The organism is Aeromonas dhakensis (assembly GCF_002285935.1).
In the GTDB taxonomy this organism is placed as follows: domain Bacteria; phylum Pseudomonadota; class Gammaproteobacteria; order Enterobacterales; family Aeromonadaceae; genus Aeromonas; species Aeromonas dhakensis.
Genome location: NZ_CP023141.1, coordinates 2,629,562 through 2,655,224, shown reverse-complemented (window position 1 = coordinate 2,655,224; position 25,663 = coordinate 2,629,562). Strand labels below are relative to the sequence as shown.

Sequence of the window (25,663 nt, the reverse complement as noted above, 5' to 3'; positions counted from 1 at the left end):
TCTTCGCGGGCCCCCGAACCAGTCCGCTCACATGTGAGCGGGCAGTATATCAGCTAGAAAACCGCTTGCGCGCGCAATCTTCACCATTTGAAAGGAGGACTTTTATGGCTCACTACAGCCATGTTATCAGTACGCTTATCCGCACCGAAAAACAGGCGCTGACCCTGTCGCTGTTTGGTTGCATCACCTTTGCCATTTTCGGCATCGGCTATGGCCTGTTCGTCGGATCCAACGCCATCATGCTCGACGGCATCTTCACCCTGTTCAGCATGGGCATGACGGGCCTCGGGCTCATCACCGCCTACCTGGTCACCCGCCCCTCCGACGCCCGTTTTCAATACGGCTACGCCCACTTCGAACCCATCGCCAACGTCATCAACGGCACCATCATTCTGCTGCTCTGTCTGGCTGCGCTCTACAACGGCCTCACCACCCTGCTGGCGGGGGGACGGGAGATCGATCTCGGCCACGCCCTCATCTATGCCGTCGTCTCCACCTTCTTCTGCGGCATCATCTATCTGGTCGAGGCCAACGTGGCCGAGCGGGTCAACTCAGAGCTGGTGCGGGTGGACTCCAAGGAGTGGCTGGTGGACACCCTGCTCAGCACCACCCTGCTCATCGGCTTCGTGGTCGCCATCGGTCTCGATGCCATCGGCTACGGCCACTACAACCGCTACATAGACCCGCTGCTGGTCTCTCTCTTGGCCCTGTGCGCTACCCTCATCCCCATCAAGGTGCTCGGTCGCAACCTGCGGGAAGTGCTGAAAATTGCCCCCAAGGGGGACGTCTCCCGGCTGGTAGCAAACGAAGTCGAGGCCCTGCGCCTGCGCCATGGCGTCGAGTGCTACAGCCATCTGGCGAAAAGCGGCCGCCGCTTCGATCTCGAGCTCAATATCCTGGTGGCCCCGGGTCAGGAGTGGCCCGTCGAGCGTCAGGATGCCCTGCGCCAGGAGCTCTGGTCCCGCCTCGGCGATACTCTGGGAGACGCCTGGCTGTCGGTCTGCTTCACCCGTGAAAAGCGCTGGCTGTAACTGCCGCTTGAACCACCGCTTGGGGGAGGCCAGCCGCCTCCCCCAGTCATCACATCTTCATGGCTTCCCTCTTGCCAAAACGGCGCCAACCGCTATCATCAGGGCTCACTTTTAACCCGAGGTTTTATTGCCCATCATGGACAATCCCCGAAGTTGCCCTTCGTTTCTTCCCGTCAAAACCTATCTTTATCTGCTTAATCAGCGCCTCTGAATAACGTCATAGCCTTGCTGTCACTACGGCCGTCGTGCGCCGTGCTTACTCTTTGCTCTGTCTGTTTTTATTGAGGTCACTACATGGAATTGCTGCTGGATCCCCACATCTGGATCGGTCTGTTTACCCTGATCGTTCTGGAAATCGTGCTCGGGATCGACAACCTGGTCTTCATCGCCATCCTGGTGAAAAAACTGCCCCCCGCCCAGCGGGACAAGGCCCGCATCATCGGCCTGTCGCTGGCCCTGCTGATGCGCCTGGGGCTCCTGAGCGTCATGTCCTGGCTGGTCACCCTGACCACCCCCATCCTGCACATCTGGGATCACCCCTTCTCCGGGCGGGACCTGATCCTGATGGGGGGCGGCCTGTTCCTGCTGTTCAAGGCTACCTCCGAGCTGCACGAGCGGCTGGAGGCCAAGCCGCCCGAAGAGGGGCCGGTCGGCGTCTACGCCAGCTTCGGCGTGGTGATCACCCAGATCCTGGTGCTGGATGCCATCTTCTCGCTGGACTCCATCATCACCGCCGTCGGCATGGTGGAACAGCTCGGCGTCATGATGGCTGCCGTGACCATCGCCATGGTGGTGATGGTGCTCGCCTCCAAGCCGCTGACCCGCTTCGTCAACGCCCACCCCACAGTGGTGGTGCTCTGTCTGAGCTTCCTGTTGATGATCGGCTTCAGCCTGGTGGCGGAAGGGTTCGGTTTCCATATTCCGAAGGGCTACCTCTATGCGGCCATCGGCTTCTCGGTGCTGATCGAATTCTTCAACCAGCTCTCCCAGCGCAGTGCCGAGCGCCACGAGGCCAAGCTGCCCCTGCGCGAGCGCACCACCGCCGCCATCTTCAAGCTGATGGGCAGCAAGGCGTATCAGGACAAACCGGATGACGATCTGGATGCCCCCGCCCCCGAGCCGGTGAGCTTTGGCGAGGAGGAGCGCTACATGGTGACCGGGGTGCTGTCGCTGGCCGATCGCTCCATCCGTACCATCATGACCCCGCGCTCCGAGATGGCCTGGATCGACGTCAACGACACCGATGACGAGATCCGCGCCCTGCTGAAGCAGGAGCCCCACAGCCTGTTCCCGGTCTGTGACGGCGATCTGGACGAGGTGATCGGGGTGGTCAAGGCGCGCGATCTGCTGTTTGCCCTCAACGAGGGGCAGTCCCTGAGCGCGCTGGCCAAACAGAACGACCCCATTATCGTGCCGCAGACCATCAACGTAATTAAGCTGCTGGCGGAGCTGCGACAGGCCAAGGGCAGCCTCATCCTGGTGGCCGACGAGTTCGGCATCATCCAGGGGCTGGTCACCACCCACGACCTGCTGGAGGCCATCGTCGGCGAGCTGCCCGATGAAGATGAGACACCGGACATGGTCCGCGACGGGGCTGGCTGGCTCATCAACGGCAGCACCAACATCCACCACGTGGAGCAGGTGCTGGAGCACGAAGGGCTGGTGAGCGAGAGCGACGAGTACGTGACTCTCGCCGGCATGCTGCTCTCCCACTTCGGCACCCTGCCCGCCCCGGGCCAGCAGCTGCAACTGCAGCAGCTCTGCTTCGAGGTGGTCGAGGTGAGCGAGCGGCGTATCGAGCGGGTGCGCGTCATGCCGCTGGCGGCCTGACGCCATCTCGTGAACCCTGCTGCAAAAGGGGACCTTGTCGGTCCCCTTTTCTATTTATCCTCCTCCTTTCTCCTCTCTCATTTCGCCATTGCTGTCATCAGCGCAATTCTCATCTGCAATTACCCCTCTTTTTCGCAAGGGATGCCGGCACTAGAGTGAGCCCATCATCACCATGAGGAATTCACCATGCACCACGATCACCTGTTCTGCCCCCTGCGCCTCGGCCAGCTGCACCTCAACAATCGCATCGTCATGCCCCCCATGACCCGCTCCCGCGCCAGCCAGCCCGGTGACGTGGCCAACGCCATGATGGCCACCTACTACGCCCAGCGCGCAGGGGCCGGTCTCATCATCAGCGAGGGCACCCAGATTGACCCCATGGGCAAGGGCTACGCCTGGACGCCGGGGATCCACAGCGCCGAACAGGTGGCCGGCTGGAAGCTGGTGACCGACGCCGTGCACGCCAAGGGCGGCACCATGTTCGCCCAGCTCTGGCACGTGGGCCGGGTCACTCACCCTGACAACCTCGGCGGCGCCCAGCCCATCTCCTCCTCCGCCATTCAGGCCAAAGGGGTCAAGGTGTTCGTCGACAACGGCAGCGACGCCCCCGGGTTTGTCGAGACCGTCACCCCGCGCGCCATGACCCAGGCCGACATCGACCAGGTGGTGGGGCAGTTTCGCCAGGCGGCCCGCAACGCCATGCTGGCCGGCTTTGACGGCATCGAGCTGCACGCCGCCAACGGCTACCTCATCAACCAGTTCCTCGACTCCGAGTCCAATACCCGCACCGACGGCTACGGCGGTTCGCTCGAAAATCGGCTGCGCTTCTTGAAAGAGGTGACCGAGGCGGTCTGCAGCGAGATCGGGGCCGACCGGGTCGGGGTGCGCCTCGCGCCGCTCACCACCTTGAACGGCACCGTGGATGCCAATCCGCAGGAGACCTATCTGGCCGCCGCCCGCCTGCTGGGCCGGCTCGACGTGGTCTACCTGCACGTTGCCGAAGCGGACTGGGACGACGCCCCGCTGATGGCAGAGAGCTTCAAGCAGGGGCTGCGCGATGCCTTCCCCAACACCCTCATCTACGCAGGCAAGTACGACGGCGAGCGCGCCAGGGCGGCGCTCGAGGCGGGCTGGGCCGACATGATAGGCTTCGGTCGCCCCTTCGTGGCCAACCCAGACCTGCCCGAGCGGCTGCGCCACGGCTATCCGCTGGCCCCTCACGATCCGGCTACCCTGTTCGGCGGCGGCGAGAAGGGCCTGACCGACTACCCGACCTATCAGGCGGCCCCCCAGCCCCACTCGGCCTGAATCAAACCCGCCCAGGCATAAAAAAACGCGCCCACCATCACTGGTGGGCGCGCCGTTTTTGCTTTTCACGCGTGCCAATGCTCAGTAGAGGCTGACCCCGTAGCAGGCGGCGTAGCTTCTGATCTCCCGGGTCAGCCGCGCCTTGTCGGCCAGGCTCAGCCAGCTCGCCTCGACGGCATTGAGTGACAAGCGGCAGAGCTGGTTCATGCTGGCCCCCAGCTCATGGGCCAGGGCGTGGAAGTTGGCGTTCATGTAGCCGCCGAAATAGGCGGGATCATCCGAGTTGATGGTGACGCACAGCCCTTGCTCCAGCAAATTCAGTACGTTGTGGTGGGCCATCTGGTCAAACACCTTGAGGCGGGTGTTGGAGAGGGGGCAGACGGTGAGCGGCAGCCGGGTATCGGCGAGATAACGCAGCAGTTCGGGATCGTCGACGCAGCGTACCCCGTGATCGATGCGCCGCACCTCCAGCTCCCGGATGGCCTGCCAGATGTACTCCGCCGGCCCCTCCTCGCCGGCGTGGGCCACCACCGGCAACCCCAGCTCGCGACAGCGGGCAAAGACCCGGGCAAACTTGCCGGGCGGGTTGCCCAGCTCCCCCGAGTCGAGGCCGATGCCGTGAATGCGCGACAGGAAGGGAGTGGCCTCTGCCAACGTGGCGAAGGCCTCCTCTTCGCTCAGGTGGCGCAAGAAGCTCATGATGAGCCGCCAGCTGATGCCAAATTCCTTCTCCCCTGCCTGCAATGCCCGCTCGATGCCGCCCAGCACGGTGGCAAAGGGAATGCCGCGAGCGGTGTGGGTCTGGGGGTCAAAGAAGATCTCCACGTGCACCACCTTGTCGGCGGCGCAGCGCGCCAGATAGGCCCAGGTCAGATCGAAGAAGTCCTGCTCGGAGACCAGCACGCTGGCCCCCAGGTAGTAGAGATCGAGGAAGGATTGCAGACAGTCGAACTCGTAGGCGGCGCGCACGCTGGCCACGTCTGGCCAGGGCAGGGCCACGCCGTTGCGCTGGCCCAGGGCAAACATCAGTTCCGGCTCGAGCGAGCCTTCGATATGGAGGTGCAGCTCCAGCTTGGGCAGACCGGCAATAAAGTTATCCATGATGACGGCTCCATCAGTGCACAGACAGCGGGACCCGCCAGTGGCAGAGCGGTTCCCTCCCCTGCAATTGATTGTGCACCTATCTCTGTTTATGGGGGAGACTTGTCATCAAACAGACTTATAATGGCGTCACAAAAACAACATAACTATTTGAAGATCTTGAGAGTTGGCGCAACTTTCCGCCGCCTCTTGCGCCTACACAAGGAGTCCCCATGAAGAAAAGCGTCATCTGCGACATCGACGGCGTCATCCTGCACAACAACGATCTGGTGCCGGGCGCCGACCGCTTCGTCCACCGCCTGCTGGAGCAGGGCAGCAAGCTGCTGTTTCTGACCAACTACCCGGCCCAGACCCAGAAAGATCTGCAAAACCGCTTCCGCTCCGCCGGGATCGAGGTGCCGGAGGAGTGCTTCTACACCTCCGCCATGGGTACCGCCGACTTTCTCAAGCGCCAGGATGGCAAGAAGGCCTATGTGATCGGCGAAGGGGCGCTGACCCACGAACTCTACAAGGCCGGCTTCACCATCACCGACATCGACCCCGACTTCGTGGTGGTGGGCGAGACCCGCAACTACAACTGGACCATGATGCAGCTGGGAGCCAAGTTCGTCGATCAGGGGGCCCGCTTCATCGCCACCAACCCGGATACCCACGGCCCCATGATGCACCCGGCCTGCGGCGCCCTGTGCGCCCCCATCGAGCGGATGACCGGCAAGAAGCCGTTCTATGTGGGCAAGCCGAGCGCCTGGATCATCCGCGCGGCGCTCAACCGGATGGAGGCCCACTCCGACGACACCATCATCATCGGCGACAACCTGCGTACCGACATTCTGGCGGGCTTCCAGGCCGGCCTCGAGACGGTGCTGGTGCTCTCCGGGGTGAGCAAGGTGGCCGACATCGACCGCATGCCGTTTCGGCCGAACCACATCTTTGACTCAGTAGTGGACATCGACATCGTCTGACCCGCTACCCAGGATAGAGAAGAGGGCAGGCCGGCCCTGCCCTCGCAGGAAACAACATGGAACCCATTCTTATCGCCGTGGCCTTCGGCTGCGGCATGCTGGTCAACCTCATCGGCCTGCCGCCTCTGCTGGGCTTTCTGGCCGCCGGCTTCATCCTCAACGCCATGGGCTATCACAACACCCCGGCCCTCAGCGAAGTGGCCGATCTCGGTGTCACCCTGCTGCTGTTCACCATCGGCCTCAAGCTCAACGTCAAGATCCTGATGCGGCGTGACGTCTGGGGCACCACCAGCCTGCACCTGCTGCTCTCCACCCTGCTGTTTACCGTGGTGCTGCTGGTGTGCAAGGGACTCGGCTTGGCACTGGCCATGTCGCTGGACTGGAAGCTGGCGCTGCTGCTGGGCTTTGCCCTCTCCTTCTCCAGTACAGTATTTGCGGTCAAGGTGCTGGAGGAGCGCAGCGACATGAACGCCCTCTATGCCCGCCTCGCCATCGGCGTGCTGGTGATGCAGGATCTGTTCGCGGTGGCCTTCCTGGCGGTCTCCAGCGGCGAGTGGCCCAGCATCTGGGCACTCTGGATCCTGGGGCTGCCGCTGCTGCGCCCCTTGCTACTGAAACTGCTGGAGCGGGCCGGCCACGGCGAGCTGCAGGTGCTGTTCGGGATCTTCCTGGCACTGGTGGTGGGGGCCGCCGGCTTCGAGGTGGTGGGGCTCAAACCGGATCTGGGGGCACTCATCATCGGCATGCTGATCGCCTCCCACCCCGCCTCCGCGGGGCTGGCCAAGTCGCTGTTCAACCTCAAAGACCTGTTTCTCATCTGCTTCTTTCTCACCATCGGCCTCAACGGCCTGCCGACCCACGACACCATGTTGCTGGCGCTGGCACTGGTGCTGGCCCTGCCGCTCAAGAGCGCGCTCTACTACCTAGTCTACAGCGGCGCCCACCTGCGGGTGCGCACCGCCCTGCTCTCCACCCTGGCGCTCACCAACTTCTCGGAGTTTGGGCTCATCGTCGCGGCCATCGCCGCCAAGGCGGGCTGGATCTCCCACGAGTGGCTGGTTGCGCTCTCTCTGGCGCTGGCGGCCAGCTTCATGATCTCGGCCCCCCTCAACGGCCAGAGCGAGCGAATTTACCATCGGCTCGGCAACTGGCTGCGCGGCATGCAGGCCACCACCCTGCACCCGGAGGACAGGCCCATCGAGCTCGGCGATGCCGAGGTGATCATCCTCGGCATGGGGCGGATCGGCCAGGGCGCCTACTTCGAGCTGGAGAACAAGTACGGCACCGTGATCCTCGGGGTGGAGAACGACAGCGACAAGCTGCCCACCCTGCGCGCCCAGGGCATGAACGTCATCGAGGGTGACGCCACCGATACCGACTTCTGGGACAAGGTGCTGCTCTCCAACCAGGTCAACCTGGTGCTGCTGGCCATGCCTCACCACTCGGGCAACCTCTACGCCATCGAGAAGCTGCGCAGCCACGGCTTTGCCGGCAAGATTGCCGCCATCGTCCGCTTCGAGGACGACATCGCCTCCCTCAAGGAGCAAGGAGTGGATGCGGTGTTCAACGTCTACGACGAAGCGGGCAGCGGCTTCGCCCGTCACGTCATCAAGCGGCTGCAGCCACGCTGACGGGCGGGAGCAGCCCCTTGGCAAGGAGGGCGCTATCGTTTACGTTATGCGCAACCTCGTTTAATAAAACGAACAATCACGGGGCCTGGATGGCCCCGTTTTTTTATCCCTTGCCAAGGAGGCAGCATGAAGACCCTCAACGACTGGATCCTGCTCGATCGCCACGAGGTGGCTCCCACCCCGCTGATGCCCGCCCCCGATCGCCTGCGCGCCGGCAACCCGCGCCAGACGGTGTGGAACCACTACTCGGATCCGAGCCAGCAGTTCCACGTCGGCTTCTGGAGCTGTGAGCCGGGGCGCTGGGCCATCCACTATACCGAGCATGAATACTGCCAGCTGCTGGAGGGCGAGGCGGTGATCCACGACGAGCAAGGCGGCAGGCTGCCCCTCAAGCCCGGCGACCAGTTCGTCATTCCCGCCGGCTTTGTCGGGGAGTGGGAGACCCTCACCCCCTGCCGCAAGCTCTATGTGATCTTCGAACCCACCAGCTGACGTTCACGTCAACCTCTTCTCTTTTTTCCGGCGGCCGGACGGGTCGCCGCACTCCCCTACCTGCTTGACGCTTACGGCATGATTTTCTGCGGTTTTCCCGCTTGCAAAAGGTTTTTGCACTAGGCATTGTGATTGGCGAGGAATGTAAATGGAATTTCGAGCCCGAACGTGGGGGGCTCATATAAAAATCAAGAGGATTACCGCCAATGTGTTCTATTTTCGGCATTCTGGACATCAAATCCGATGCGGCCGCCCTGCGCAAATCGGCGCTGGAGATGTCCAAGCGATTGCGTCACCGCGGTCCTGACTGGTCCGGCGTCTACAGCTCCGACAAAGCCATTCTGGTGCACGAGCGCCTGGCCATCGTCGATCCGGGCAACGGCGCCCAGCCGCTCTACAACCCCGAGCGCACCCATGTGCTGGCCGTCAACGGCGAGATCTACAACCACAAGGAGCTGGAGAAGAACCTCAAGGTCGACTTCCAGTTCCAGACCCACTCCGACTGCGAGGTGCTGCTGGCCCTCTACAAGGAGAAGGGCCCGGCCTTTTTGGACGATCTCAACGGCATCTTCGCCTTTATCCTCTACGACGCCGAGCAGGATGCGTACCTGATTGGTCGCGACCACATGGGGATCATCCCCCTCTACACCGGTCGCGACGAGCACGGCAACTTCTATGTCGCCTCCGAGATGAAGGCCCTGGTGCCGGTCTGCAAGAGCGTCGAAACCTTCCCGCCGGGACACTACCTGTGGAGCAAGGATGGCGAGCTTAAACAGTGGTACAAACGCGACTGGATGGAGTACGGTGCGGTCGAGCACAACGTCAGCGACAAGGCCGAGCTCAAAGCGGCCCTGGAGGCGGCGGTCAAGCGCCAGCTGATGTGCGACGTGCCCTACGGCGTGCTGCTCTCCGGCGGGCTGGATTCGTCCGTCATCTCCGCCATCACCAAGCTCTATGCCGCCCGCCGGGTAGAAGACGATGGCAAGAGCGAAGCCTGGTGGCCCCAGCTGCACTCCTTCGCCGTCGGCCTGGAAGGCTCCCCGGATCTGACCGCGGCCCGCAAGGTCGCTGATCACCTCGGCACCATCCACCACCAGATCCACTTCACGGTGCAGGAAGGTCTGGATGCCCTGCGGGACGTCATCTATCACCTCGAGACCTATGACGTCACCACCATCCGCGCCTCCACCCCCATGTACCTGATGGCGCGCTACATCAAGGCCATGGGCATCAAGATGGTGCTCTCCGGCGAAGGCTCCGACGAGCTGTTTGGCGGCTACCTCTACTTCCACAAGGCGCCGAACGCTAAAGAGTTCCACGAGGAGACGGTACGCAAGCTGTCTGCCCTGCACCTCTATGACTGCCTGCGGGCCAACAAGTCCATGGCCGCCTGGGGCGTGGAGGGTCGCGTGCCCTTCCTCGACAAGGAGTTCATGGACGTGGCGATGCGCCTCAACCCCGCCGACAAGATGTGCGGCAAGGGCAAGATCGAGAAGCACATCCTGCGCGAAGCGTTCGAGGATCTGCTGCCCCACGAGGTGGCGTGGCGCCAGAAGGAGCAGTTCTCCGACGGCGTGGGTTATTCGTGGATCGACAGCCTCAAGGCCATGGTCGAGCAGGAAGTGACGGATCAGATGTTCGAGGCGGCGGCCTTCCGCTTCCCCGTCAACACCCCGCTCACCAAGGAGGCGTACTACTACCGCGCCATCTTCGACGAGCACTTCCCGCTGGAGTCCGCCGCCCGCACCGTGCCCTACGGCAAGTCGGTCGCCTGCTCCACCCCGACTGCGCTCGAATGGGATGCCAAGTTCAAGGAGATGGCCGACCCCTCCGGTCGCGCCGTGATGGACGTCCACCAGCAGGGTTACTGATCTGCCGGCGACCTCCTTTGCCTCAATGCCAAGCCCCTCCTGCGAGGGGCTTTGTTTTTTCCCGCCGACCCATTCCCGCTTTTTGCATAACAAGGGCCCATCTCGCCCTTGGCGGCCGGGCTCGCTCGTGTCACATTGTTGCGGCTTGGAAGCAACCACAACAACACAAGGAGCACGTGATGAACCGACTGCTATTGCCGCTGGTGCTTGGCACCGCCCTGTTTCATGGCGAGGCGTACAGCGCCGACCACCTCTGGAGCCAGACCCTGCCCGACTACAGCCAGGGCTATGACGAGCAGCGGGACCCGGCCCGCGATCTCGCCGCCGCCACCGCCAAGGCCAGCGCCGAGGGCAAGAAAGTCCTGCTGCTGGTGGGCGGTGAGTGGTGCAGCTGGTGCCAGGAGATGAACCACTTTCTGGACCAAAAACCCGATCTTGCCGGCCAGCTCAACCGCACCTTCGTGGTGGTCAAGGTGAACGTCAGCAAGCAGAACAAGAACGAATCCTTCCTCAAAGATTATCCCGAATACCTGGGGGTGCCCCACTTCTACGTGCTGGATGGCAAGGGCAAGCTGCTCGAATCCTTCAACACCGGGCTGCTGGAGAAGGGGGACAGCTACGACGGGGAGAAATTCGGCAAGTTCATCGCCTTCTTCCAGCCCAAGCCCACCCGCGGCTAGCGAGCCCCTGATATGAAAGCCCCGCACGGTCGGCTGACGATGCGGGGCTCGATAATTGGAACCTGGCAGGAGGACGCAGCCTCAGGGCTGGGCATCCGGCTGATTGGCGGGGGCGGCCTTGATAAAGGCCTGCAACTGCTCGCAGTTGGCGACGATGCGGTTGATGGTGGGATAGTCTTCCAGCGACATGTCGTAGCGGCGGGCGTTGTAGACCTGGGGCACCAGCATGCAGTCCGCCAGGGTCACCTCGTTGCCGACGCAATAGATGCCGGCGGTGGTCATCAACAGCTGCTCCAGCGCGCTGAAAGTTTCGTCAATCCAGTGGCGATACCAGGCCGCTTCCTGCTCCTTACCCGCCCTGAGGTGCTCTCCCAGGTAATTGAGCACCCGCAGGTTGTTGAGGGGATGGATGTCGCAGGCGATCATGTTGACGATCTGGCGTACCCGGGCCCGCTCCTCGGGGGCGGACGGCATCAGCGGGTGAGCGGGGTAGGTTTCGTCGAGGTACTCCATGATGGCCACCGACTGCCCCACCTGCACCTCACCATCCACCAGAAACGGCACCAGCCCCTGGGGATTGAGCCGGCGATAGGCCTTCTCGCGCTGCTCGCCCTGCCGCAGATTGACCGGATGCTGCTCGTAGTCGAGCCCCTTGAGCTGCATCACGATCCGTACCCGATAACTTGCCGATGAACGCCAATATCCAAACAACTGCAACATACTTTGTCCCTGTGTTGACAGGTGCATGGACACCTGCCGCTCACCCGTCGGCCACGTGTCCATGCCGGCCCCTTCACTTCGTCTGACTGGCCTCTGCCGGCGTGACCCGCTGCAAAATGGTGCCAAACAGACTCATCCCGTTGCGATCCTGCATCGCGATGGACACTGTATCACCAAAGCGCAGAAAGGGTGTAGTGGCTTGACCTGACTCGATAATTTCCAGCATTCGCAGCTCGGCGAGGCAGGATGAGCCACGACTTCTGTCGTAGTTAGAGACGGTCCCCGAGCCGATGATGCAGCCCGCCCCGAGCGGCCGGGTCTTGGCGGCGTGGGCGATCAGCTCATAAAAGTTGAAGGTCATGTCCACCCCGGCATCGGGGGCGCCGAACAGGGCGCCGTTGAGGTGGGTCTCGAGGGGCAGATGCACCTTGCCGTCGCGCCAGTCATCCCCCAGCTCGTCCGGGGTGATGGCCAGCGGCGAGAAGCTGCTGGAGGGCTTGGACTGGAAGAAGCCGAAGCCCTTGGCAAGCTCACCCGGAATGAGGTTGCGCAGGCTCACGTCGTTGACCAGCATCAGCAGCTTGATGTGGCCGGCGGCGGCCTGCGGGCTGATGCCCATCGGCACGTCGTCGGTGATGACGGCGATCTCCGACTCGAAATCGATGCCCCACTCCTCCGACCCCATCGGGATAGTGCCCCGCGGCGGCAGGAAGCTGTCCGAGCCCCCCTGATACATCAGGGGATCGTGCCAGAAGCTCTCTGGCATCTCGGCGCCGCGCGCCTTGCGCACCAGCTCCACATGGTTGACGTAGGCGCTGCCGTCAGCCCACTGGTAGGCGCGCGGCAGCGGGGAGAGACAGGCCGTCTCGTCGAACGGGAAGGCGTCAGGGCAGGCGCCATCGTTGAGCTGCTGATAGACGGCGGTCAGCCTGGGCGCAAGCTCGGCCCACTCGTCGAGGGCCGCCTGCAGGGTGGCGGCAAGGTGCGGCACGCGCACCGCGCGGCTCAGATCGCGACTCACCACCACCAGGGCGCCGTCCCGTTTACCATTGTTCAGGGTTGCCAGTTTCATAGAGATTCCTTTTATTTGCCGTTGGTGGCGGGTGTGAGTTCCGGGCGCAACCAGCTGGTGACGTAACGCGGGTTCTCCACCCCGTCACACAGGCTGCCGACGTTGAGCGCATCACGGGTATCGAGCATCACCGCCACCTCGTCGGTGAACTTCTTGGCGTAGGTCTGACCCGCCGCAAACGCCTTGGGATGGGGACCGTGGGTAAATCCGGCGGGATGGAAGGTGACCATGCCCCGCTCTATGTTGTCCCGGCTGAAGAAATCCCCGGCGTGATAGAAGAGCACCTCGTCGTAGTCGTCGTTGCTGTGGTAGAAGGGCACCTTGAGGGCGCCGGGATCGCTCTCGATGGGGCGCGGCACGAAGGTGCAGACCACGAACCGGCTCGCCACGAAGGTGGAGTGAGCCGACGGTGGCAGGTGGTAGCGGTGGCTCATCAGCGGGCGGATGTCCCGCCAGTTGAGGCGCACCACGCACAAGTCCCCGTGCCACCCTTGCGCATCCAGCGGATTGAACGGCCAGGTGATGACCGACACCTGGTTGTGGCGCTTGACCTGCAGCGACCAGGGATTCTCATCCTGCTGGGCCAGGAAGCGCTCGTTGATGGCCGGCACGTCAAGCGCCGCCGGGTCGAAGATGGCGTGATTGCCCACCAGCCCCTTGTCCGGCAGCTGGTAGCTGTCGTTGGTCGCCTCGATCATCAGGATGAACAGGGGCGCCGTCGGCTCGATGCGCCACATGGTGCCGCGGGGGATAACCAGGTAGTCGCCGTCGCGCAGGGTCAGGTGACCGTAGTCGCAGTAAAACTCGCCGCTCCCCTCGTGGATGAACAGGAGCTCGTCGCCATCGGCGTTGCGCACCAGAAACGGCATGGGCTCATGCAGGAGCCAGATGCGGTAGCGGCAGTGGGGGTTGCTCAGAATATCCGGCATCACCCAGGGGGAGAGGGAGCTCACCTCCTCGCCGAGGGCGTTGAGATCGAACAGGCGCGGGCGCAGCGGCCCCTCCCAGTTGACCCAGTCGGTGGGGGCATGCTTGTGGTGCATGTGGGTGGCCGGCCCGAAAAAGCCGGAGCGGCCCAGTTCACGCTCATAGATGGCCTGCTCGGGCAGGTCGGCATGAGCCTGGCGGGAGTGTGTCCCCTCCCGGTGGGGAAAGTTAATCCAGTTACGCATTGCCAACCTCCCTTGCCTGACCGACAACCTGCGCGTGGCGGCTTTCGTTACGCATCATTGAGCACCCCGCGGCGGATCTGATCCAGCTCGATGGATTCGAACAGTGCCTGAAAGTTGCCCTCACCAAAGCCTTCGTTGCCCTTGCGCTGGATGATCTCGAAGAACACCGGGCCGATGACGGTATCGGTGAAGATCTGCAGCAGGATACCGTCCTTGGTGGGAGAGCCGTCGATGAGAATGCGCAGCTCTTTGAGCGCCGCCAGATCCTCCTGGTGCCCCTCGACCCGGCTGTCCACCTTCTCGTAGTAGGTGTCCGGGGTCGGCATGAAGCCGGTGCCACGGCCGCGCAGGGTACGGATGGTGTGGTAGATGTCGCTCGACGCCATGGCGATGTGCTGGATCCCCTCCCCCTTGTACTGGCGCAGGTACTCTTCAATCTGGGACTTGTCGTCGGAGGATTCGTTGATGGGGATGCGAATTTTGCCGCAAGGGGCGGTCATGGCGCGGGAATGGAGCCCGGTCAGCTTGCCCTCGATGTCGAAGTAGCGGATTTCGCGAAAATTGCCGATCCGCTCGTAGAAATTGGACCAGACATCCATGTTGCCGCGCTGCACGTTGTGGGTCAGGTGGTCAATCTCGTAGAGCCCTGCATCCACCTCGGCCATGCGCGCCTGCCAGTCCGGATAGAAGACGAAGTCCACGTCATAGATGGAGCCCTTGTCGCCGTAGCGGTCGACAAAGGAGAGGGTGCTCTCGCCGATGCCGTAGATGGCGGGAATGTTGAGCTCCATGGGGCCAATCTTGCCGACGAACGGCTTGGCACCCTTGGCGATGGCGTACTGCTGGGCCTTGCCTGCATCGCTCACCCGAAATGCCATGCCGCAGACGCTCGGCCCGTGCAGGCTGGCAAACTGCTCGGCCTGGGAGTGGGGCTCGGCATTGACCACGAAGTTGATGTCCCCCTGGCGGTAGAGCCAGCACTGCTTGTGTTTGTGCTTGGCCACCTCGGCAAAGCCCAGCGAGACGAACAGCGCCTTGAGGGCGGCAATGCCCTTGGCATCGGGCGCCGTGTACTCGACGAATTCGAAACCATCGGTGCCGAGCGGGTTGATGGTGTGAGTACGGGCAGAAGAAGTGGTCGTCATGATGCGCTCCTTGCGATTGACTGATAACGAAACGGGTCACACCGGGGCGCTGCGGGCAGCTGCCACCGGCGTTGTTAACAACTTGTTTCATTAGAGGCAGGGGCGTAGCGGAAGAAAAGAGGCGGCGTTCAGATAGTTTGGCGGGGGGCGGCGCCAAAAGATGTAAATAGATTGTGACATTGAAGCCGCAGCCTTGTGGCGCGCTCGGTGGCGACCCACAAGGCTGTCAGTTTTGCCTTACAGGGACCAGTATCTGGGCTCGATGCGGGGCAGTGACTGCCGCGCTCGTTGCAGCCGCGCCGGGGTGGGGTTGATGAGCCAGGCCGCCTGCCCCTCTGCCAGCAGTGGCAAGTCGTGCAGGCTGTCGCTCAGGGCCAGGGTGGCGCCGAGGGCGTGGATCCCGGGCAGGATCTTGTGGCGGCCGTGACAGTAAAAACGCGGCATCAGGCCGCCGAGACGATAGTGCATCCGCGAGCCCAGAATACGATGGGGCAGTTGGCCGGGCAGCTGCTGATGGAGCTGACCCCGCACCAGGGCGCGGGGGCTGGCGGAGAGCACCCAGCAGCGCTGCCCTTCGGCCAGCAGCAGGGCGCGCGCCTCACGAAACAGCCCAGGTCGGGTGCGGCAATAGGCCCGTACCAGGCGGCGCCACCCTAGCGGCGACAGCCCAAGGGTGATGGCCCACCAGATCAGCGAAATACCGCGCCTGCGCTGGCTTGGCAGCAGATAGACCAGCCCCCCCAACGCCATCACAGGCCACAGCAGTAGCGGCCAGATGCGGCGGCGCAGAATGAAGCGCAGCAAGCCGGCATGGCTGTCATCCGGTGCCAGGGTGTCGTCAAAATCCGCCAGGATCCAGCCGCTGGCGGGTAGCTCCGGCACTGTCGCCCCCATCATTCGGCCAGCCCCGCAATGGCGGCGTGCAGCTCGGGCAGCACAAACAGCGCGCCTTCGTCGGGCGGACAGACAAAGTCGAACGCCTCCCCCGCCAGGGTGAAGGCGAGGCGCCAAGCGTGCAGATAGCCGCGATCGGCCGCCGTGCCGCCGTAGCGCTCATCCCCGAGGATCGGCGCCCCCACGCTCTTCAAGGCCACCCGGATCTGGTGGGTCTTGCCGGTCTGAGGCTTGATGCGATAAAGGCGCAACCCTTCGCGCACCGAGACGGAGTCGAACCAGCTGATGGCGGGGTTGTCGAGTGTGCGGGTCAGCATCCAGCTGCCCCCCCGCCCCTTTTGCATGTCTCCCTTCACCCAGCCCTGCTTCTTCTTGGGCTTGCGATCGGAGAGGGCCAGATACTGCTTGCTCACCTCCCGCGCGGCAAAGGCCATGCTGAGGGCCCGGTTGGCCTCGGTGGTGCGGGCCAGCAGCACCAGCCCGGAGGTCATCTTGTCGAGCCGATGCACCGGATAGAGCAGCAGACCGGTGTCGGCCTTGACCCGGCTGACCAGGCCAGGATGGAGCAGACCGGACTCGTCGGTCTCGTCGTGCATGCCGAGCCCGGGTCCCTTGTTGATAACCATGAAATCTTTGTGCTGCGCTAGTATCCGGTACATCAATAACCCTTTAGAATGTTTTTAATTACAAGAAGATGACCCTGCGGGGTCGCACCCCATGAACACTCAGAACAAGACTCGCACGGATGAAGAGATGCTTGCTTTGGCTGCTGCTGATCGGTATCAGCCATGCTGTTCCCCTGCGGGCCAGCGAATCCCCCCTTGAGGCCCCGGAGCGGGTGGTGCTCCAGTTGCGCTGGCTGCACCAGCCCCAGTTCGTTGGCTATCACATGGCCAAGGCCAAGGGCTTCTATGCCAGTGCCGGGCTGGACGTTGAGATACGGCCCGGCGGCAAGGGCATCAGCCCGGTAGAAGAGGTGCTGAGTGGACGAGCCGACTTCGGGGTCGGCAACACCGAGGTGCTGACCAGCTATGCCAACGGCAAGCCGCTGCTGGCGCTCGCCAGCGTCTATCAGCACTCGCCGTCCATCTTTCTGGCCCGCCGTGACAGCGGCATTCTCACCGTTGATGACATGCGTGGCAAACGGATCATGATGTTTTCGGCCCATCAGGACGCCGAACTGCTGGCCACCCTCTTCTATCAGGGGCTGAGCGAGCGTCAGCTCATCCCGCTGCCCACCTCGGTCAACATCGAGGATCTCATCCAGGGACGGGTCGACATCTTCAACGCCTACCTCAGCAACGAGCCCTTCTATCTGGAGGAACGCGGCATCCCCGTCTCCGTCATCAATCCGCGCAACTACGGCATCGATTTCTACAGCGACATCCTGTTCACCACCCAGGCCCAGGAGCATGCTCATCCGGATCGGGTGGCCCGCTTTCGGGCCGCCAGCCTGGCCGGCTGGCGCTACGCCCTGGCCCACCCGCAGGAGGCCATCGCCCTGCTGCGCAAGGAGTATGGCGTCAACCGCAGTCAGGCCCACATGGAGTACGAGCTGCAGGTAAGCAAGGAGATGATCCAGCCGCTCTATGTGGAGATCGGGTATATGAATCCTGACCGCATGGCCCATATCATGCAGCAGCTGGTGGAGATCGGGTTGGTGTCAAAGCCGGTCTCCTTGAGCGACTTTCTCTATCAGGCCCCCTCCGAGCAGTGGATCTTCTGGCGCCCCTGGTTCCTGTTGAGCCTGGCGGCCAGCGTGCTGATCCTGCTGCTGGCCCTCTATCTATTGATGTGCAACCAGCGGCTCAACCGCGAAATTGCCCTGCGCCGTCAGCGGGAAGAGGAGATCTGGCAGCTGGCCCGCCGCGACCCCCTCACCAACCTGCCCAACCGGCTGAGCCTGATGGAGCGGCTCGACGCCCAGGTCAAGGGGCCGGCGCCAGGCTGCCTGCTGTTTTGCGATCTCAACGACTTCAAGCAGGTCAACGACAACTTCGGCCACAGCCACGGCGATGCCCTCCTCTGCCAGCTGGCGGAGCGGATCAGCCGCAGCCTCGGGCCGCAGCACTTCTTCGCCAGGCTGGCCGGCGACGAGTTCGTGTTGCTGTTGCCGGACCATGATCAGGCGCAGGCTGACGCCATCGCCGAGCAGATCAGGGCCACCATGCAGCCGCCATTCGAGGTGGAGGGAGTCCCGCTGTCGGTCGGCATCAGCGTCGGCATCAGCCAGTACCAGCCGGGCTGGCGTCCCGAGCAGTGGTTGATCCAGGCCGACCGCGCCATGTACCACGACAAGGGAAACCCGCTGGGCCAGGCCACTGCCTGATCGACACGCCTGACAGAACAAGGCCACCCGTGGGTGGCCTTGTTGTTGTATGGATGTCAGCGGCGGCTAGCCGAAGGTCTGTCCCAGGGATTTGAGCTGTCTGGCCTTGGTCAGCAGGATCTCGCTCGACTCGTCCACGTCCTGCATCTTGTTGCTGTTGGCGTGGGAGTGCTGGGAGATGAGGTTGACGTTCTGGCTGATGTCCTCCACCACCGCCTGCTGCTGCTCCGCCGCCGCCGAGATCTGGGCCGAGAAGTCCATCACCAGCTCGATCTCCGCCAGCACCTGATGCAGGCTGTCCGACCCCATCCGGGTCATCTCCACGCAGGCCTGGGTCTGTTGCAGGTTGTTCTGCATCATCCCCTTCCAGCCGTTCAGGGTGCGCTGGATCTGGCCGATGCTGCCCTGGATCTGTTCGGTCGCCTTGTGGGTGCGGGTAGACAAGGTGCGCACCTCGTCAGCCACCACCGCAAAGCCGCGCCCCTGCTCCCCAGCCCGAGCCGCCTCGATGGCGGCGTTGAGCGCCAGCAGGTTGGTCTGATCGGCGATACCCTGGATCTCCCCCATCAGCACCCCGATGCGATCCGACTCGCTGGCCAGCGCCACCGCCGAGGCAAAGGCGTGCTCCGCCTCCTTCGCCAGATCGGTGATCTTGTGCTCGGTCTCGATCAACTGCTGATCCGTGTGCTGGCAGTGGGCCTTGGCCTCGGCGATCTGGCTGTTGGTATCCTGGATGTTGCGGGCAATCTCCTGCGCCGTGCTCGCCATCTCGGTGATGGCGGTCGCCATCTGCTGGGTCTGGGCATCCTGCTCGGCAATGTCCGAGCTCGCCTCGCTGGAGGCGCTCTTCAGATGTACCGCCAGATCCTGCAACGAGTGCGTGGCGTCGTCCACCCGGCCGAGCACGGTGCGGATGCGGGCCTGCAGCAGCTTGATGTGAAAGTCAGCGATGGCGCTCGGCTCCTGCCCCGAGTAGATGAGGCGGGTCAGGCTGTCGTACTCGCCGGCCAGTTGCTGCAAGTAACGGGGGGTGGTGATGAGCTCGTGACGATAGAGCAGCCCCAGCAAGATCAGCGGCAGCGCCATGTACAGAGCGGCCCAGCCACCCAGCTCTACTGTGCCGAGCCAACCCAGTGCCAGCAGCCCGGCCACCGCCATCCCGTGACGCAGCCGCGCCAGTGAAATTCTGGGCCTGCCACCGCCCTGCTCCGCCGCCCGCAGCCGCGCATAGGTGCGGGCAGCGATCTGCTTCATCTGCGGATCGGCGCGGCAGCGCACCGACTGGTAGCCGCTGATCTTGCCCTGCTCGAAGATGGGGGTGACATAGGCATCCACCCAGTAGTAGCGACCATCCTGGCAGCGATTCTTCACCATGCCGCGCCATGGCTGGCCCTGCTTGAGCTTGCCCCACAGGTCGGCAAATGCCGCCTTGGGCATGTCGGGGTGGCGCACCATGTTGTGGTGCTGCCCCACCAGCTCGGCCCGGCTGTAACCGGCGACCCGGCAGAAGTTGTCATTGGCGTAGGTGATCACGCCCCGCAGATCCGTGGTGGACACCAGCTGTTCATCAGCGGCGAAATCCACTTCCTGATCAACTAGATGAGCTCTTTGTTCGCGCATGCAGCCCCCTCTACTGTTTTATTGCTCAGTAGAGTGTTGGGAAGCAATCCACGCCTGTAAAGGCGAAATCAAAAAGAAACAGGCCGGCTGCGCACAATCCGGCCTGATAGGGCATGAACTTTGATTTACATCAAGTTTTTCTGCCCGCGTTCACACTTACTGCAGGCTGAGATGGCTGGCGATGGCCTTGAACAGCACAGGGTAGTCATCCTCGAAATGGTGGGATCCCGGCAGGGTCACAGTAGTCACGTTGGGCTGCTGCAAGTGGGGGCAGAGCCGCACCGGCGAGTCGTCTGCCGCCCCCTGCAGGCAGAGCATCGGCAGGGTGTGAATGGCGTTGACCTCGGGCTGGGTGGGATAACTGCCTGCCTTGTCGCGGGTCACCATGTCGCTGACGTGGATCTCGAAGTCGGAGGCGGTCGAGGGGGAGAGCATCACGGCCCCGAGCAGGCTCTTGCGGTAGGGTTCGGGCAGCCGGTTGATGACGAAGGGCACGATTTCCGCCCCGAAGGAGAAGCCCACCAGCAGCCAGCGCTGGCGCCCCCAGCGGGACTGGTAATCGTCCAGGATCCGCACCAGATCGGCGGTGACCTGCTCTGGATCCTTCTTCTTCCAGTAGTAGGTGAGCGAGCTCCAGCCCACCACCGGCATGCCGTGCTGCTGCAGCTGGGCGCTGAGCCCCTTGTCCAGCGCCGCCCAGCCGCCGTCACCGCTCATGAACACCACCATGGGGGCGCTTGAGGCTTGCGCCACCGGCAGCTCCACCAGCCCCAACTCCTCTTTCACCGGCGCGGCAGAGAGCGAGAAGGCGCAGCACGCCAGCAGCAATAACAGGATCCTCATGAACGACTCCTACTTTTTGATGAGCCCGAACGGGCCTCGGCTGATCAGGGAGATCAGGTTGGTCAGCACCCGCGGCAACACCAGCTTGCTGGCGCAGAGCAGGTAGCGCGGCTCCCAATCCGGCGAGAACTTCTCCTTGTAGCGCCTGAGCCCCTGAAAATTGTAGAAACGGCTGCCCCGGGTGAAGATGGTGTTGCCAAGCTTGGTCCAGTAGCCGCTCAGGGGGTGATCGTTGAAGCCGGACATGGGCGCCATGCCGAGGTTGAAGCTGGCGTAGCCCTCGCCCTTGCCCCACAGCAGCAGCTCGACGAACAGGAAATCCATGATGGGGGCCGTGCCCGTGTCCAGGCTGTAGCGCATCAGGTCGATGGAGAGGCTCGCCTTGTTGTCGCTGACCCAGAGGTTGGCAAAGCCGACGATCTGCCCCTCGTGCCACACCAGGGCGGCCGGGCTCAGACTGAGATAGGCCGGCTCGAAACTGCCCACCGAGAAGCCCTTCTCCTTGCCCTGCTTGCTCTGCAGCCAGGTGTCCGACACCTCCTTGAGGCGGGGCAGCAGTGCAGGCACGCATTCCGGCGCCACCACCTCGAACGACAACCCCTCCCGCTTGCCCTTGGCATGGCTCTGGCGCAGGTTGCGCAGCCGGCTGCCGGCCAGCTCGAAGGCTGCCAGATCGACGATGGCCTCCTCCCCCAGCTTGAACGGGATCAGTCCCAGCTCCAGATAGAGCGGCAGGTAGCGTGCCGACACCTGGTAGAACACCGGGCTGGCATCGTGCTGATCGCACAGCTCGCGAAACTGCCAGAGCAGCTCCTCGATAAGCTCAGGCTGACCGATGGGATCCCCCATCACGATCCAGCCGTTGCCCTCGACGCCGTACATCAGAAACGCCTCGCCACCGGGGTGAAACAGCAGCGACTTGTCGCCAAGCTGGGCCAGGTAACCGTGACCGCCCCCCTCGCGCAGCACCAGGGCATGGGCGCGGGCCAGCTCGTCCGGCTCCGGCTTGCGTCCGGAGACCCGCAGCGGCGCCAGCAGCTGGGCCACCCCCACCACCGCCAGTACCGCCACCACGCTGCCCATGGCCCGCAGCCCGCGGGAGGCGGCGCCATGGGGCGAGAAGTGGAACCAGAGGGCGTGGTCATACTCCACCTGGCGATAGGAGAAGAGCAGCAGCCAGAGCGCCCCCAGCAGCACGGCCCCCACCGAGATAAGCCAGCCCGGGGTAAACTGGGCGTGCAGCAGGGAGCCCTTGCGATAGAACAGCGAGCGACAGGGGGTGATGATGAGCAGGAACAGCCCGAGCAGCAGGGCCGACTCCCAGTCAAACCCCTTGAGCAGGGAGAAGAGCATCCCCAGCCCCAGCAGCAGCTGGGTGATGCGAAACGCGGCATCGTGGCGCCGGTAGAGGCTGCGGGCCAGCAGGATCAGCAGCACGCCGCTGACGCTGCCAAGCACATGGGAGAGCTCCAGCAGGTGCAACGGCAATACCTGCAGGAACATCTCGATGCGCCCGCGCATGGTGGGGATCATCCCGGAGCAGAGCAGCAGGCTGCCCGCCGCGAACGCTCCCAGGCTGATCAGCGCCGGCAAGAACTCGCGCACCGCGCTCATGATGCCCTGCAACCGGCTCCAGCGCGCCTTCTGCTGCAACAGCTCCTGGCTGGTGAACAGCAGCAGGGCGCACAGGAAAGGCAGCACATAGTAGATGCAGCGATAGAGCAGCAGGGAGGCCAGGAGCTTGTCCACCGGCAGGTACTTGGCCAGCAGCAGGCTCATGCTCGCCTCGAACACCCCGATCCCGCCCGGCACATGGGCCAGTACCCCGAGGAAGCTGGCCAGCACGAAGGCACTGAGCAGCACCGGATAGGAGACGCTGTCCGCCGGCAGCAGCACATAGAGCACGGCGGCGGCGGCCATCCAGTCCAGCAGCGCCACCAGCAGTTGCAGCAACCGGGTTCTGAATACCGGCAGCACCAGCTCGTGGCCGCGCCAGACCAGCACGGGCTTTGGCCAGAACAGGTAACCAAGCACCGCCAAGAGCGCCAGCCCCCCCGCCAGGTTGAGCAGCTGATCGGCCCACAGCGGCCAGTCCGGCAACAGGGTGGTGGCCTGCCCCACCAGCAGGGCCGAGCCCCCCCAGGCCAGCAGGCCGAGGAAGAAGGTCACCGAGCAGAAGAGGATGATCCTGGCCACCTCCCCGGTGTTGAGCCCGAGGGCCGAGTAGATGCGATAGCGCACCGACGAGCCGGTCAGCAGGGCGAAACCCAAGGTATTGGAGAAGGTGTAGGCGATAAACGAGGTGACCCCCACCTGCTGCCAGGGCAGCCGCTTGCCGAGGGCGTGCACCGCCAGCATGTCGTAGCAGCAGAGGCAGCCATAGCTGAGCAGGGTCAGCAGCAGGGCACCACCCAGCAGCGGCAGCGGCAAAGACCAGATGGCCAGCCGGATGTCGTGCCAGTGCCAGAGGTGGGTCAAACGATAGAGGACGACCAGCGCCGCCCCCAACAACAACAAGCTACATAACGGGCCTAACCAGATAAACAGATGACGCCGCATTGCCAATCCCTACCGACGCGGCTGATGGCTGCCTGCGTCATGTTGCTGAACATTGCACCGATGGCGGGCAGTGCCCCTGGCACGTACTCGCCCCTTGCTCTTTGATTGCTGTGTGATGCGCCATGACGGACGAGCCCGGAAGGTGAGCGTGACGGCCTGTTCCTCCGGCAAACCAGCGCGCCCCAGCATGGCATCCCACTTTATATCGACTCTTTTGCAAAAGACGAGTCTCGCCGCAAAAATAAATTACTCAGCTCTGGCCGGATTAATTCCCCGGCGACACAGGCCCGCATCCCGCCATCGCTCTGAACAATTAATAAGCAGAAATATCATACACCAGATAAAGGGATCCGCCCGCCCCATCTGGTCGGTGCGACAAGTCGCTCAAAGGATAATCATAGTGGCGCGCTAAAATAAAAAAGGGGAGCCTGGCTCCCCTTTATCTCACTATGGTGTTATTGCACGCTGCGACACTGGCTGAAGATATCCAGCGGCTGTTCATATACGGCCGTATTCACATCCCAGATCCCCAACATGGAGGAGAACAGGTTGTCATGAGAATAACGGGTATTGGCCGCCTTCTGCTGCAAACAGTCTAGGTTCATCCCCTTCTCTTTGGCAAAACCCGATGACATCCACACCTGCATGGGGACCCGGGTCTGATCATCCGGCGCAAATTTATAAGGGGTGCCGTGCAGATAAAGTCCCAATGCCCCCAGTGACTCACCGTGGTCGGAAATATAGACCAGCGCCGTATTGTATTTGTCCTCGTACTTTTTCAGGCGCTCGATCATGCTGGCAATCACATAGTCGGTGTAGCGAATGGTGTTGTCGTAGGTGTTCTCCAGCTCCTGATCGGTGCAGTTCTCGATGTCGCTGCGCTGGCAATCCGGCAGGAAGTGGCGGTGCGAGCCCGGATAACGCTTGTAATAGGTCGGCCCATGGCTGCCGATGAGGTGGAAGCCCACCAGCTTGTCCCCCTTCATGCCCGCCAGTTCGTCATCCAGCCCCTCCAGCACCACCTCGTCATAACAGGTGTTCTTGTCGCAGAACTTGGGGTGATCCTTGGGGTTGACCACCATGTTGGGCACCCGATCGCACACCCCCTTGCAGCCGCCGTCGTTCTCCTTCCAGAAGATGGAGACGCCGCTCTTTTGCAGCACGTCCAGCAGCCCTTCGCTGTTGCGGGCCTGGTTGCCGTCGAACTGGTTGCGCCCCATGTTGGAGAACATGCAGGGCACCGAGACCGCGGTCGCCGTGCCGCAGGAGCGCACGTCGTTGAAGGAGATGATCCCCGCCTGCTTGCTGGTGAAGGGGTTGGTCTCCTTGTGATAGCCGTTCATGGAGAAGTTCTTGCCGCGCGCCGTCTCCCCCACCACCAGGAACATCATGGTCGGCTTGTCCGCACCGGCCACCCGCCTGGCGTCGTCGCCCAGGCGCTGGAACGGCACCGGCTCTGTCAGATAGCGTTTCTGCAGATACCTGGCGGTACTGTACATGTAGTTGGCCGGCACTATCTCCCGGTTCAGGGTCTGGTTGTTGCGCCCGACCGAAGCGTAGTCCTGGTAGTAGGCCGCGGCGATGAGCCCCAGCACCACGAGGGAGGCCAGCATGGAGAGCCCGCGCTGCAGCAGCCCCTGATACCATCTGGCCGGATACTCTATCTTGACGAAGAACAGCAGCACCGCCGGCAGTACCCCGGCCAGCAATACCCAGATCACGATGGGCACGCTCAGATAGGAGTGCGCCTCGCTCTGGTTGGTTTCAAAGATGTTCTGGATCATGTCGCCATCAAACAGCACCTTGTATTTCATCATGGTGTAGCTGGCAATGGCACCCGTGATAAACAGAAAGGCAAAGAAAGGCTTGATGAAATAACGCACAGAAAATGGCATGAAGACAAAGTTCAATGCCGCAACCAGCACGATGGGAATAGAGATGGCAAACCCGATTTTAAAATGTTCAAGCTGCGTCAATATTTCATAAAAATGCAGCAATACTGGCCAGTTGAGCAAGAAGGCAAAGATGAATGCCAGCAAAAACACAAATGGAACAATTCTTATTCTAAGAAAAGAAGGCATGTATATCTCCCTGTTACACTTCTTTATTACACCTTGAAATACCCGCTCCGGAGTCGACACGTCGATATTTGGCGCCGGATAGTAACAGTGTGTTGAAAACGCCAAATACGATATTTTCAGACATTTTCAATAATGTGATGCATATCAACAATCACAACAAACCGACAGCCTAACCGGCAAAACTTAAGGAAGAATTAAGCAATCCGTGTTATGTGGTTGCTCAAAAAACCGGCTCGCTGTCATATTGAATGACAACGCCCTCCCATCGGCACGTTGTTACCACCATTTTTCAGACCCCTCTCCCGCTCTTAAGTTTCGCTTA

The 25,663-nt window shown here is 62.6% G+C and carries 20 protein-coding genes; 9 read left to right on the top strand and 11 right to left on the bottom strand.

The window, feature by feature from the left end:
* Window positions 1–104: 104 nt before the first annotated feature.
* The 3 genes from CK627_RS12580 to CK627_RS12570 all read left to right on the top strand — a co-directional run bounded on the left by CK627_RS12580 (window position 105) and on the right by CK627_RS12570 (window position 4,169).
* Window positions 105–1,031 (top strand): cation diffusion facilitator family transporter, encoded by a 927-nt coding sequence (locus CK627_RS12580; RefSeq protein WP_095592499.1) that lies wholly within the window; start codon window positions 105–107, stop codon window positions 1,029–1,031.
* A 294-nt stretch (window positions 1,032–1,325) separates the two neighbouring features.
* Window positions 1,326–2,861, top strand: a complete 1,536-nt coding sequence (locus CK627_RS12575; RefSeq protein ID WP_095592498.1) for a TerC family protein — start codon at window positions 1,326–1,328, stop codon at window positions 2,859–2,861.
* 186 nt (window positions 2,862–3,047) lie between these two features.
* Window positions 3,048–4,169, top strand: a complete 1,122-nt coding sequence (locus CK627_RS12570; protein WP_095592497.1) for an alkene reductase — start codon at window positions 3,048–3,050, stop codon at window positions 4,167–4,169.
* An 81-nt stretch (window positions 4,170–4,250) separates the two neighbouring features.
* Here the strand turns inward: CK627_RS12570 and CK627_RS12565 are convergent, their stop codons facing one another.
* Window positions 4,251–5,270 (bottom strand): adenosine deaminase, encoded by a 1,020-nt coding sequence (locus tag CK627_RS12565; RefSeq protein ID WP_095592496.1) that lies wholly within the window; start codon window positions 5,268–5,270, stop codon window positions 4,251–4,253.
* A 212-nt stretch (window positions 5,271–5,482) separates the two neighbouring features.
* Between CK627_RS12565 and CK627_RS12560 the strand changes: the two genes are divergently transcribed.
* The 5 genes from CK627_RS12560 to CK627_RS12540 all read left to right on the top strand — a co-directional run bounded on the left by CK627_RS12560 (window position 5,483) and on the right by CK627_RS12540 (window position 10,906).
* Window positions 5,483–6,232, top strand: coding sequence for an HAD-IIA family hydrolase (locus tag CK627_RS12560; protein WP_005302324.1), 750 nt, complete (start codon window positions 5,483–5,485; stop codon window positions 6,230–6,232).
* Window positions 6,233–6,288: 56 nt separating this feature from the next.
* Complete coding sequence (locus tag CK627_RS12555) at window positions 6,289–7,863, top strand: cation:proton antiporter family protein (protein WP_010633618.1); 1,575 nt, start codon at window positions 6,289–6,291, stop codon at window positions 7,861–7,863.
* 126 nt (window positions 7,864–7,989) lie between these two features.
* Window positions 7,990–8,355 (top strand): cupin domain-containing protein, encoded by a 366-nt coding sequence (locus CK627_RS12550; protein ID WP_095592495.1) that lies wholly within the window; start codon window positions 7,990–7,992, stop codon window positions 8,353–8,355.
* A 206-nt stretch (window positions 8,356–8,561) separates the two neighbouring features.
* Window positions 8,562–10,226 carry an asparagine synthase B gene (gene asnB, locus CK627_RS12545; RefSeq protein WP_095592494.1) on the top strand — a complete coding sequence of 555 codons (1,665 nt, stop codon included), beginning with the start codon at window positions 8,562–8,564 and terminating at the stop codon, window positions 10,224–10,226.
* 179 nt (window positions 10,227–10,405) lie between these two features.
* Window positions 10,406–10,906: a thioredoxin family protein gene (locus CK627_RS12540; RefSeq protein WP_095592493.1), complete on the top strand. Its 501-nt coding sequence runs from the start codon at window positions 10,406–10,408 to the stop codon at window positions 10,904–10,906.
* An 81-nt stretch (window positions 10,907–10,987) separates the two neighbouring features.
* Here CK627_RS12540 and maiA read toward each other — a convergent pair whose 3' ends face one another.
* The 6 genes from maiA to CK627_RS12510 form a co-directional block, all read right to left on the bottom strand.
* Window positions 10,988–11,626 carry a maleylacetoacetate isomerase gene (gene maiA, locus CK627_RS12535; protein WP_041203201.1) on the bottom strand — a complete coding sequence of 213 codons (639 nt, stop codon included), beginning with the start codon at window positions 11,624–11,626 and terminating at the stop codon, window positions 10,988–10,990.
* 73 nt (window positions 11,627–11,699) lie between these two features.
* Entirely contained in the window at window positions 11,700–12,698 is a 999-nt protein-coding gene (locus CK627_RS12530; protein ID WP_095592492.1) for a fumarylacetoacetate hydrolase family protein, read from the bottom strand.
* Between the two features lie 11 nt (window positions 12,699–12,709).
* Window positions 12,710–13,870 (bottom strand): homogentisate 1,2-dioxygenase, encoded by a 1,161-nt coding sequence (locus tag CK627_RS12525; RefSeq protein ID WP_095592491.1) that lies wholly within the window; start codon window positions 13,868–13,870, stop codon window positions 12,710–12,712.
* Window positions 13,871–13,917: 47 nt separating this feature from the next.
* Window positions 13,918–15,015, bottom strand: coding sequence for a 4-hydroxyphenylpyruvate dioxygenase (gene hppD, locus CK627_RS12520; protein ID WP_005302356.1), 1,098 nt, complete (start codon window positions 15,013–15,015; stop codon window positions 13,918–13,920).
* Window positions 15,016–15,252: 237 nt separating this feature from the next.
* Window positions 15,253–15,912, bottom strand: coding sequence for an HAD family hydrolase (locus CK627_RS12515; protein WP_095592490.1), 660 nt, complete (start codon window positions 15,910–15,912; stop codon window positions 15,253–15,255).
* Window positions 15,909–16,568, bottom strand: a complete 660-nt coding sequence (locus CK627_RS12510; RefSeq protein WP_017764188.1) for a TIGR01621 family pseudouridine synthase — start codon at window positions 16,566–16,568, stop codon at window positions 15,909–15,911. The genes CK627_RS12515 and CK627_RS12510 overlap by 4 nt, the downstream gene beginning before the upstream one ends.
* Before the next feature lie 86 nt (window positions 16,569–16,654).
* Here CK627_RS12510 and CK627_RS12505 point away from each other — a divergent pair, with 86 nt between their 5' ends.
* On the top strand, window positions 16,655–18,238 hold the full coding sequence (locus tag CK627_RS12505) for a GGDEF domain-containing protein (RefSeq protein WP_054544651.1): 1,584 nt from the start codon (window positions 16,655–16,657) through the stop codon (window positions 18,236–18,238).
* Between the two features lie 66 nt (window positions 18,239–18,304).
* Here the strand turns inward: CK627_RS12505 and CK627_RS12500 are convergent, their stop codons facing one another.
* From CK627_RS12500 to CK627_RS12485, 4 genes are all read right to left on the bottom strand, one after another.
* Window positions 18,305–19,858 (bottom strand): methyl-accepting chemotaxis protein, encoded by a 1,554-nt coding sequence (locus CK627_RS12500; protein WP_095592489.1) that lies wholly within the window; start codon window positions 19,856–19,858, stop codon window positions 18,305–18,307.
* 156 nt (window positions 19,859–20,014) lie between these two features.
* Complete coding sequence (locus tag CK627_RS12495) at window positions 20,015–20,701, bottom strand: AcvB/VirJ family lysyl-phosphatidylglycerol hydrolase (protein WP_095592488.1); 687 nt, start codon at window positions 20,699–20,701, stop codon at window positions 20,015–20,017.
* A 9-nt stretch (window positions 20,702–20,710) separates the two neighbouring features.
* The gene (mprF, locus tag CK627_RS12490) at window positions 20,711–23,260 is read right to left on the bottom strand and encodes a bifunctional lysylphosphatidylglycerol flippase/synthetase MprF (protein ID WP_043169856.1); all 2,550 of its coding nucleotides are present in this window, start codon (window positions 23,258–23,260) and stop codon (window positions 20,711–20,713) included.
* 455 nt (window positions 23,261–23,715) lie between these two features.
* The gene (locus tag CK627_RS12485) at window positions 23,716–25,341 is read right to left on the bottom strand and encodes an MCR-3-related phosphoethanolamine--lipid A transferase (RefSeq protein WP_042888944.1); all 1,626 of its coding nucleotides are present in this window, start codon (window positions 25,339–25,341) and stop codon (window positions 23,716–23,718) included.
* Between the last annotated feature and the right edge of the window lie 322 nt (window positions 25,342–25,663).

What these genes read in the sequence shown, in the direction of transcription:
- CK627_RS12580 (WP_095592499.1), top strand. Translation starts at nt 105, where the DNA reads ATGGCTCACTACAGCCATGTTATCAGTACGCTTATCCGCACCGAAAAA.
- CK627_RS12575 (WP_095592498.1), top strand. Translation starts at nt 1,326, where the DNA reads ATGGAATTGCTGCTGGATCCCCACATCTGGATCGGTCTGTTTACCCTG.
- CK627_RS12570 (WP_095592497.1), top strand. Translation starts at nt 3,048, where the DNA reads ATGCACCACGATCACCTGTTCTGCCCCCTGCGCCTCGGCCAGCTGCAC.
- CK627_RS12565 (WP_095592496.1), bottom strand. Translation starts at nt 5,270, where the DNA reads ATGGATAACTTTATTGCCGGTCTGCCCAAGCTGGAGCTGCACCTCCAT.
- CK627_RS12560 (WP_005302324.1), top strand. Translation starts at nt 5,483, where the DNA reads ATGAAGAAAAGCGTCATCTGCGACATCGACGGCGTCATCCTGCACAAC.
- CK627_RS12555 (WP_010633618.1), top strand. Translation starts at nt 6,289, where the DNA reads ATGGAACCCATTCTTATCGCCGTGGCCTTCGGCTGCGGCATGCTGGTC.
- CK627_RS12550 (WP_095592495.1), top strand. Translation starts at nt 7,990, where the DNA reads ATGAAGACCCTCAACGACTGGATCCTGCTCGATCGCCACGAGGTGGCT.
- asnB (WP_095592494.1), top strand. Translation starts at nt 8,562, where the DNA reads ATGTGTTCTATTTTCGGCATTCTGGACATCAAATCCGATGCGGCCGCC.
- CK627_RS12540 (WP_095592493.1), top strand. Translation starts at nt 10,406, where the DNA reads ATGAACCGACTGCTATTGCCGCTGGTGCTTGGCACCGCCCTGTTTCAT.
- maiA (WP_041203201.1), bottom strand. Translation starts at nt 11,626, where the DNA reads ATGTTGCAGTTGTTTGGATATTGGCGTTCATCGGCAAGTTATCGGGTA.
- CK627_RS12530 (WP_095592492.1), bottom strand. Translation starts at nt 12,698, where the DNA reads ATGAAACTGGCAACCCTGAACAATGGTAAACGGGACGGCGCCCTGGTG.
- CK627_RS12525 (WP_095592491.1), bottom strand. Translation starts at nt 13,870, where the DNA reads ATGCGTAACTGGATTAACTTTCCCCACCGGGAGGGGACACACTCCCGC.
- hppD (WP_005302356.1), bottom strand. Translation starts at nt 15,015, where the DNA reads ATGACGACCACTTCTTCTGCCCGTACTCACACCATCAACCCGCTCGGC.
- CK627_RS12515 (WP_095592490.1), bottom strand. Translation starts at nt 15,912, where the DNA reads ATGATGGGGGCGACAGTGCCGGAGCTACCCGCCAGCGGCTGGATCCTG.
- CK627_RS12510 (WP_017764188.1), bottom strand. Translation starts at nt 16,568, where the DNA reads ATGTACCGGATACTAGCGCAGCACAAAGATTTCATGGTTATCAACAAG.
- CK627_RS12505 (WP_054544651.1), top strand. Translation starts at nt 16,655, where the DNA reads ATGAAGAGATGCTTGCTTTGGCTGCTGCTGATCGGTATCAGCCATGCT.
- CK627_RS12500 (WP_095592489.1), bottom strand. Translation starts at nt 19,858, where the DNA reads ATGCGCGAACAAAGAGCTCATCTAGTTGATCAGGAAGTGGATTTCGCC.
- CK627_RS12495 (WP_095592488.1), bottom strand. Translation starts at nt 20,701, where the DNA reads ATGAGGATCCTGTTATTGCTGCTGGCGTGCTGCGCCTTCTCGCTCTCT.
- mprF (WP_043169856.1), bottom strand. Translation starts at nt 23,260, where the DNA reads ATGCGGCGTCATCTGTTTATCTGGTTAGGCCCGTTATGTAGCTTGTTG.
- CK627_RS12485 (WP_042888944.1), bottom strand. Translation starts at nt 25,341, where the DNA reads ATGCCTTCTTTTCTTAGAATAAGAATTGTTCCATTTGTGTTTTTGCTG.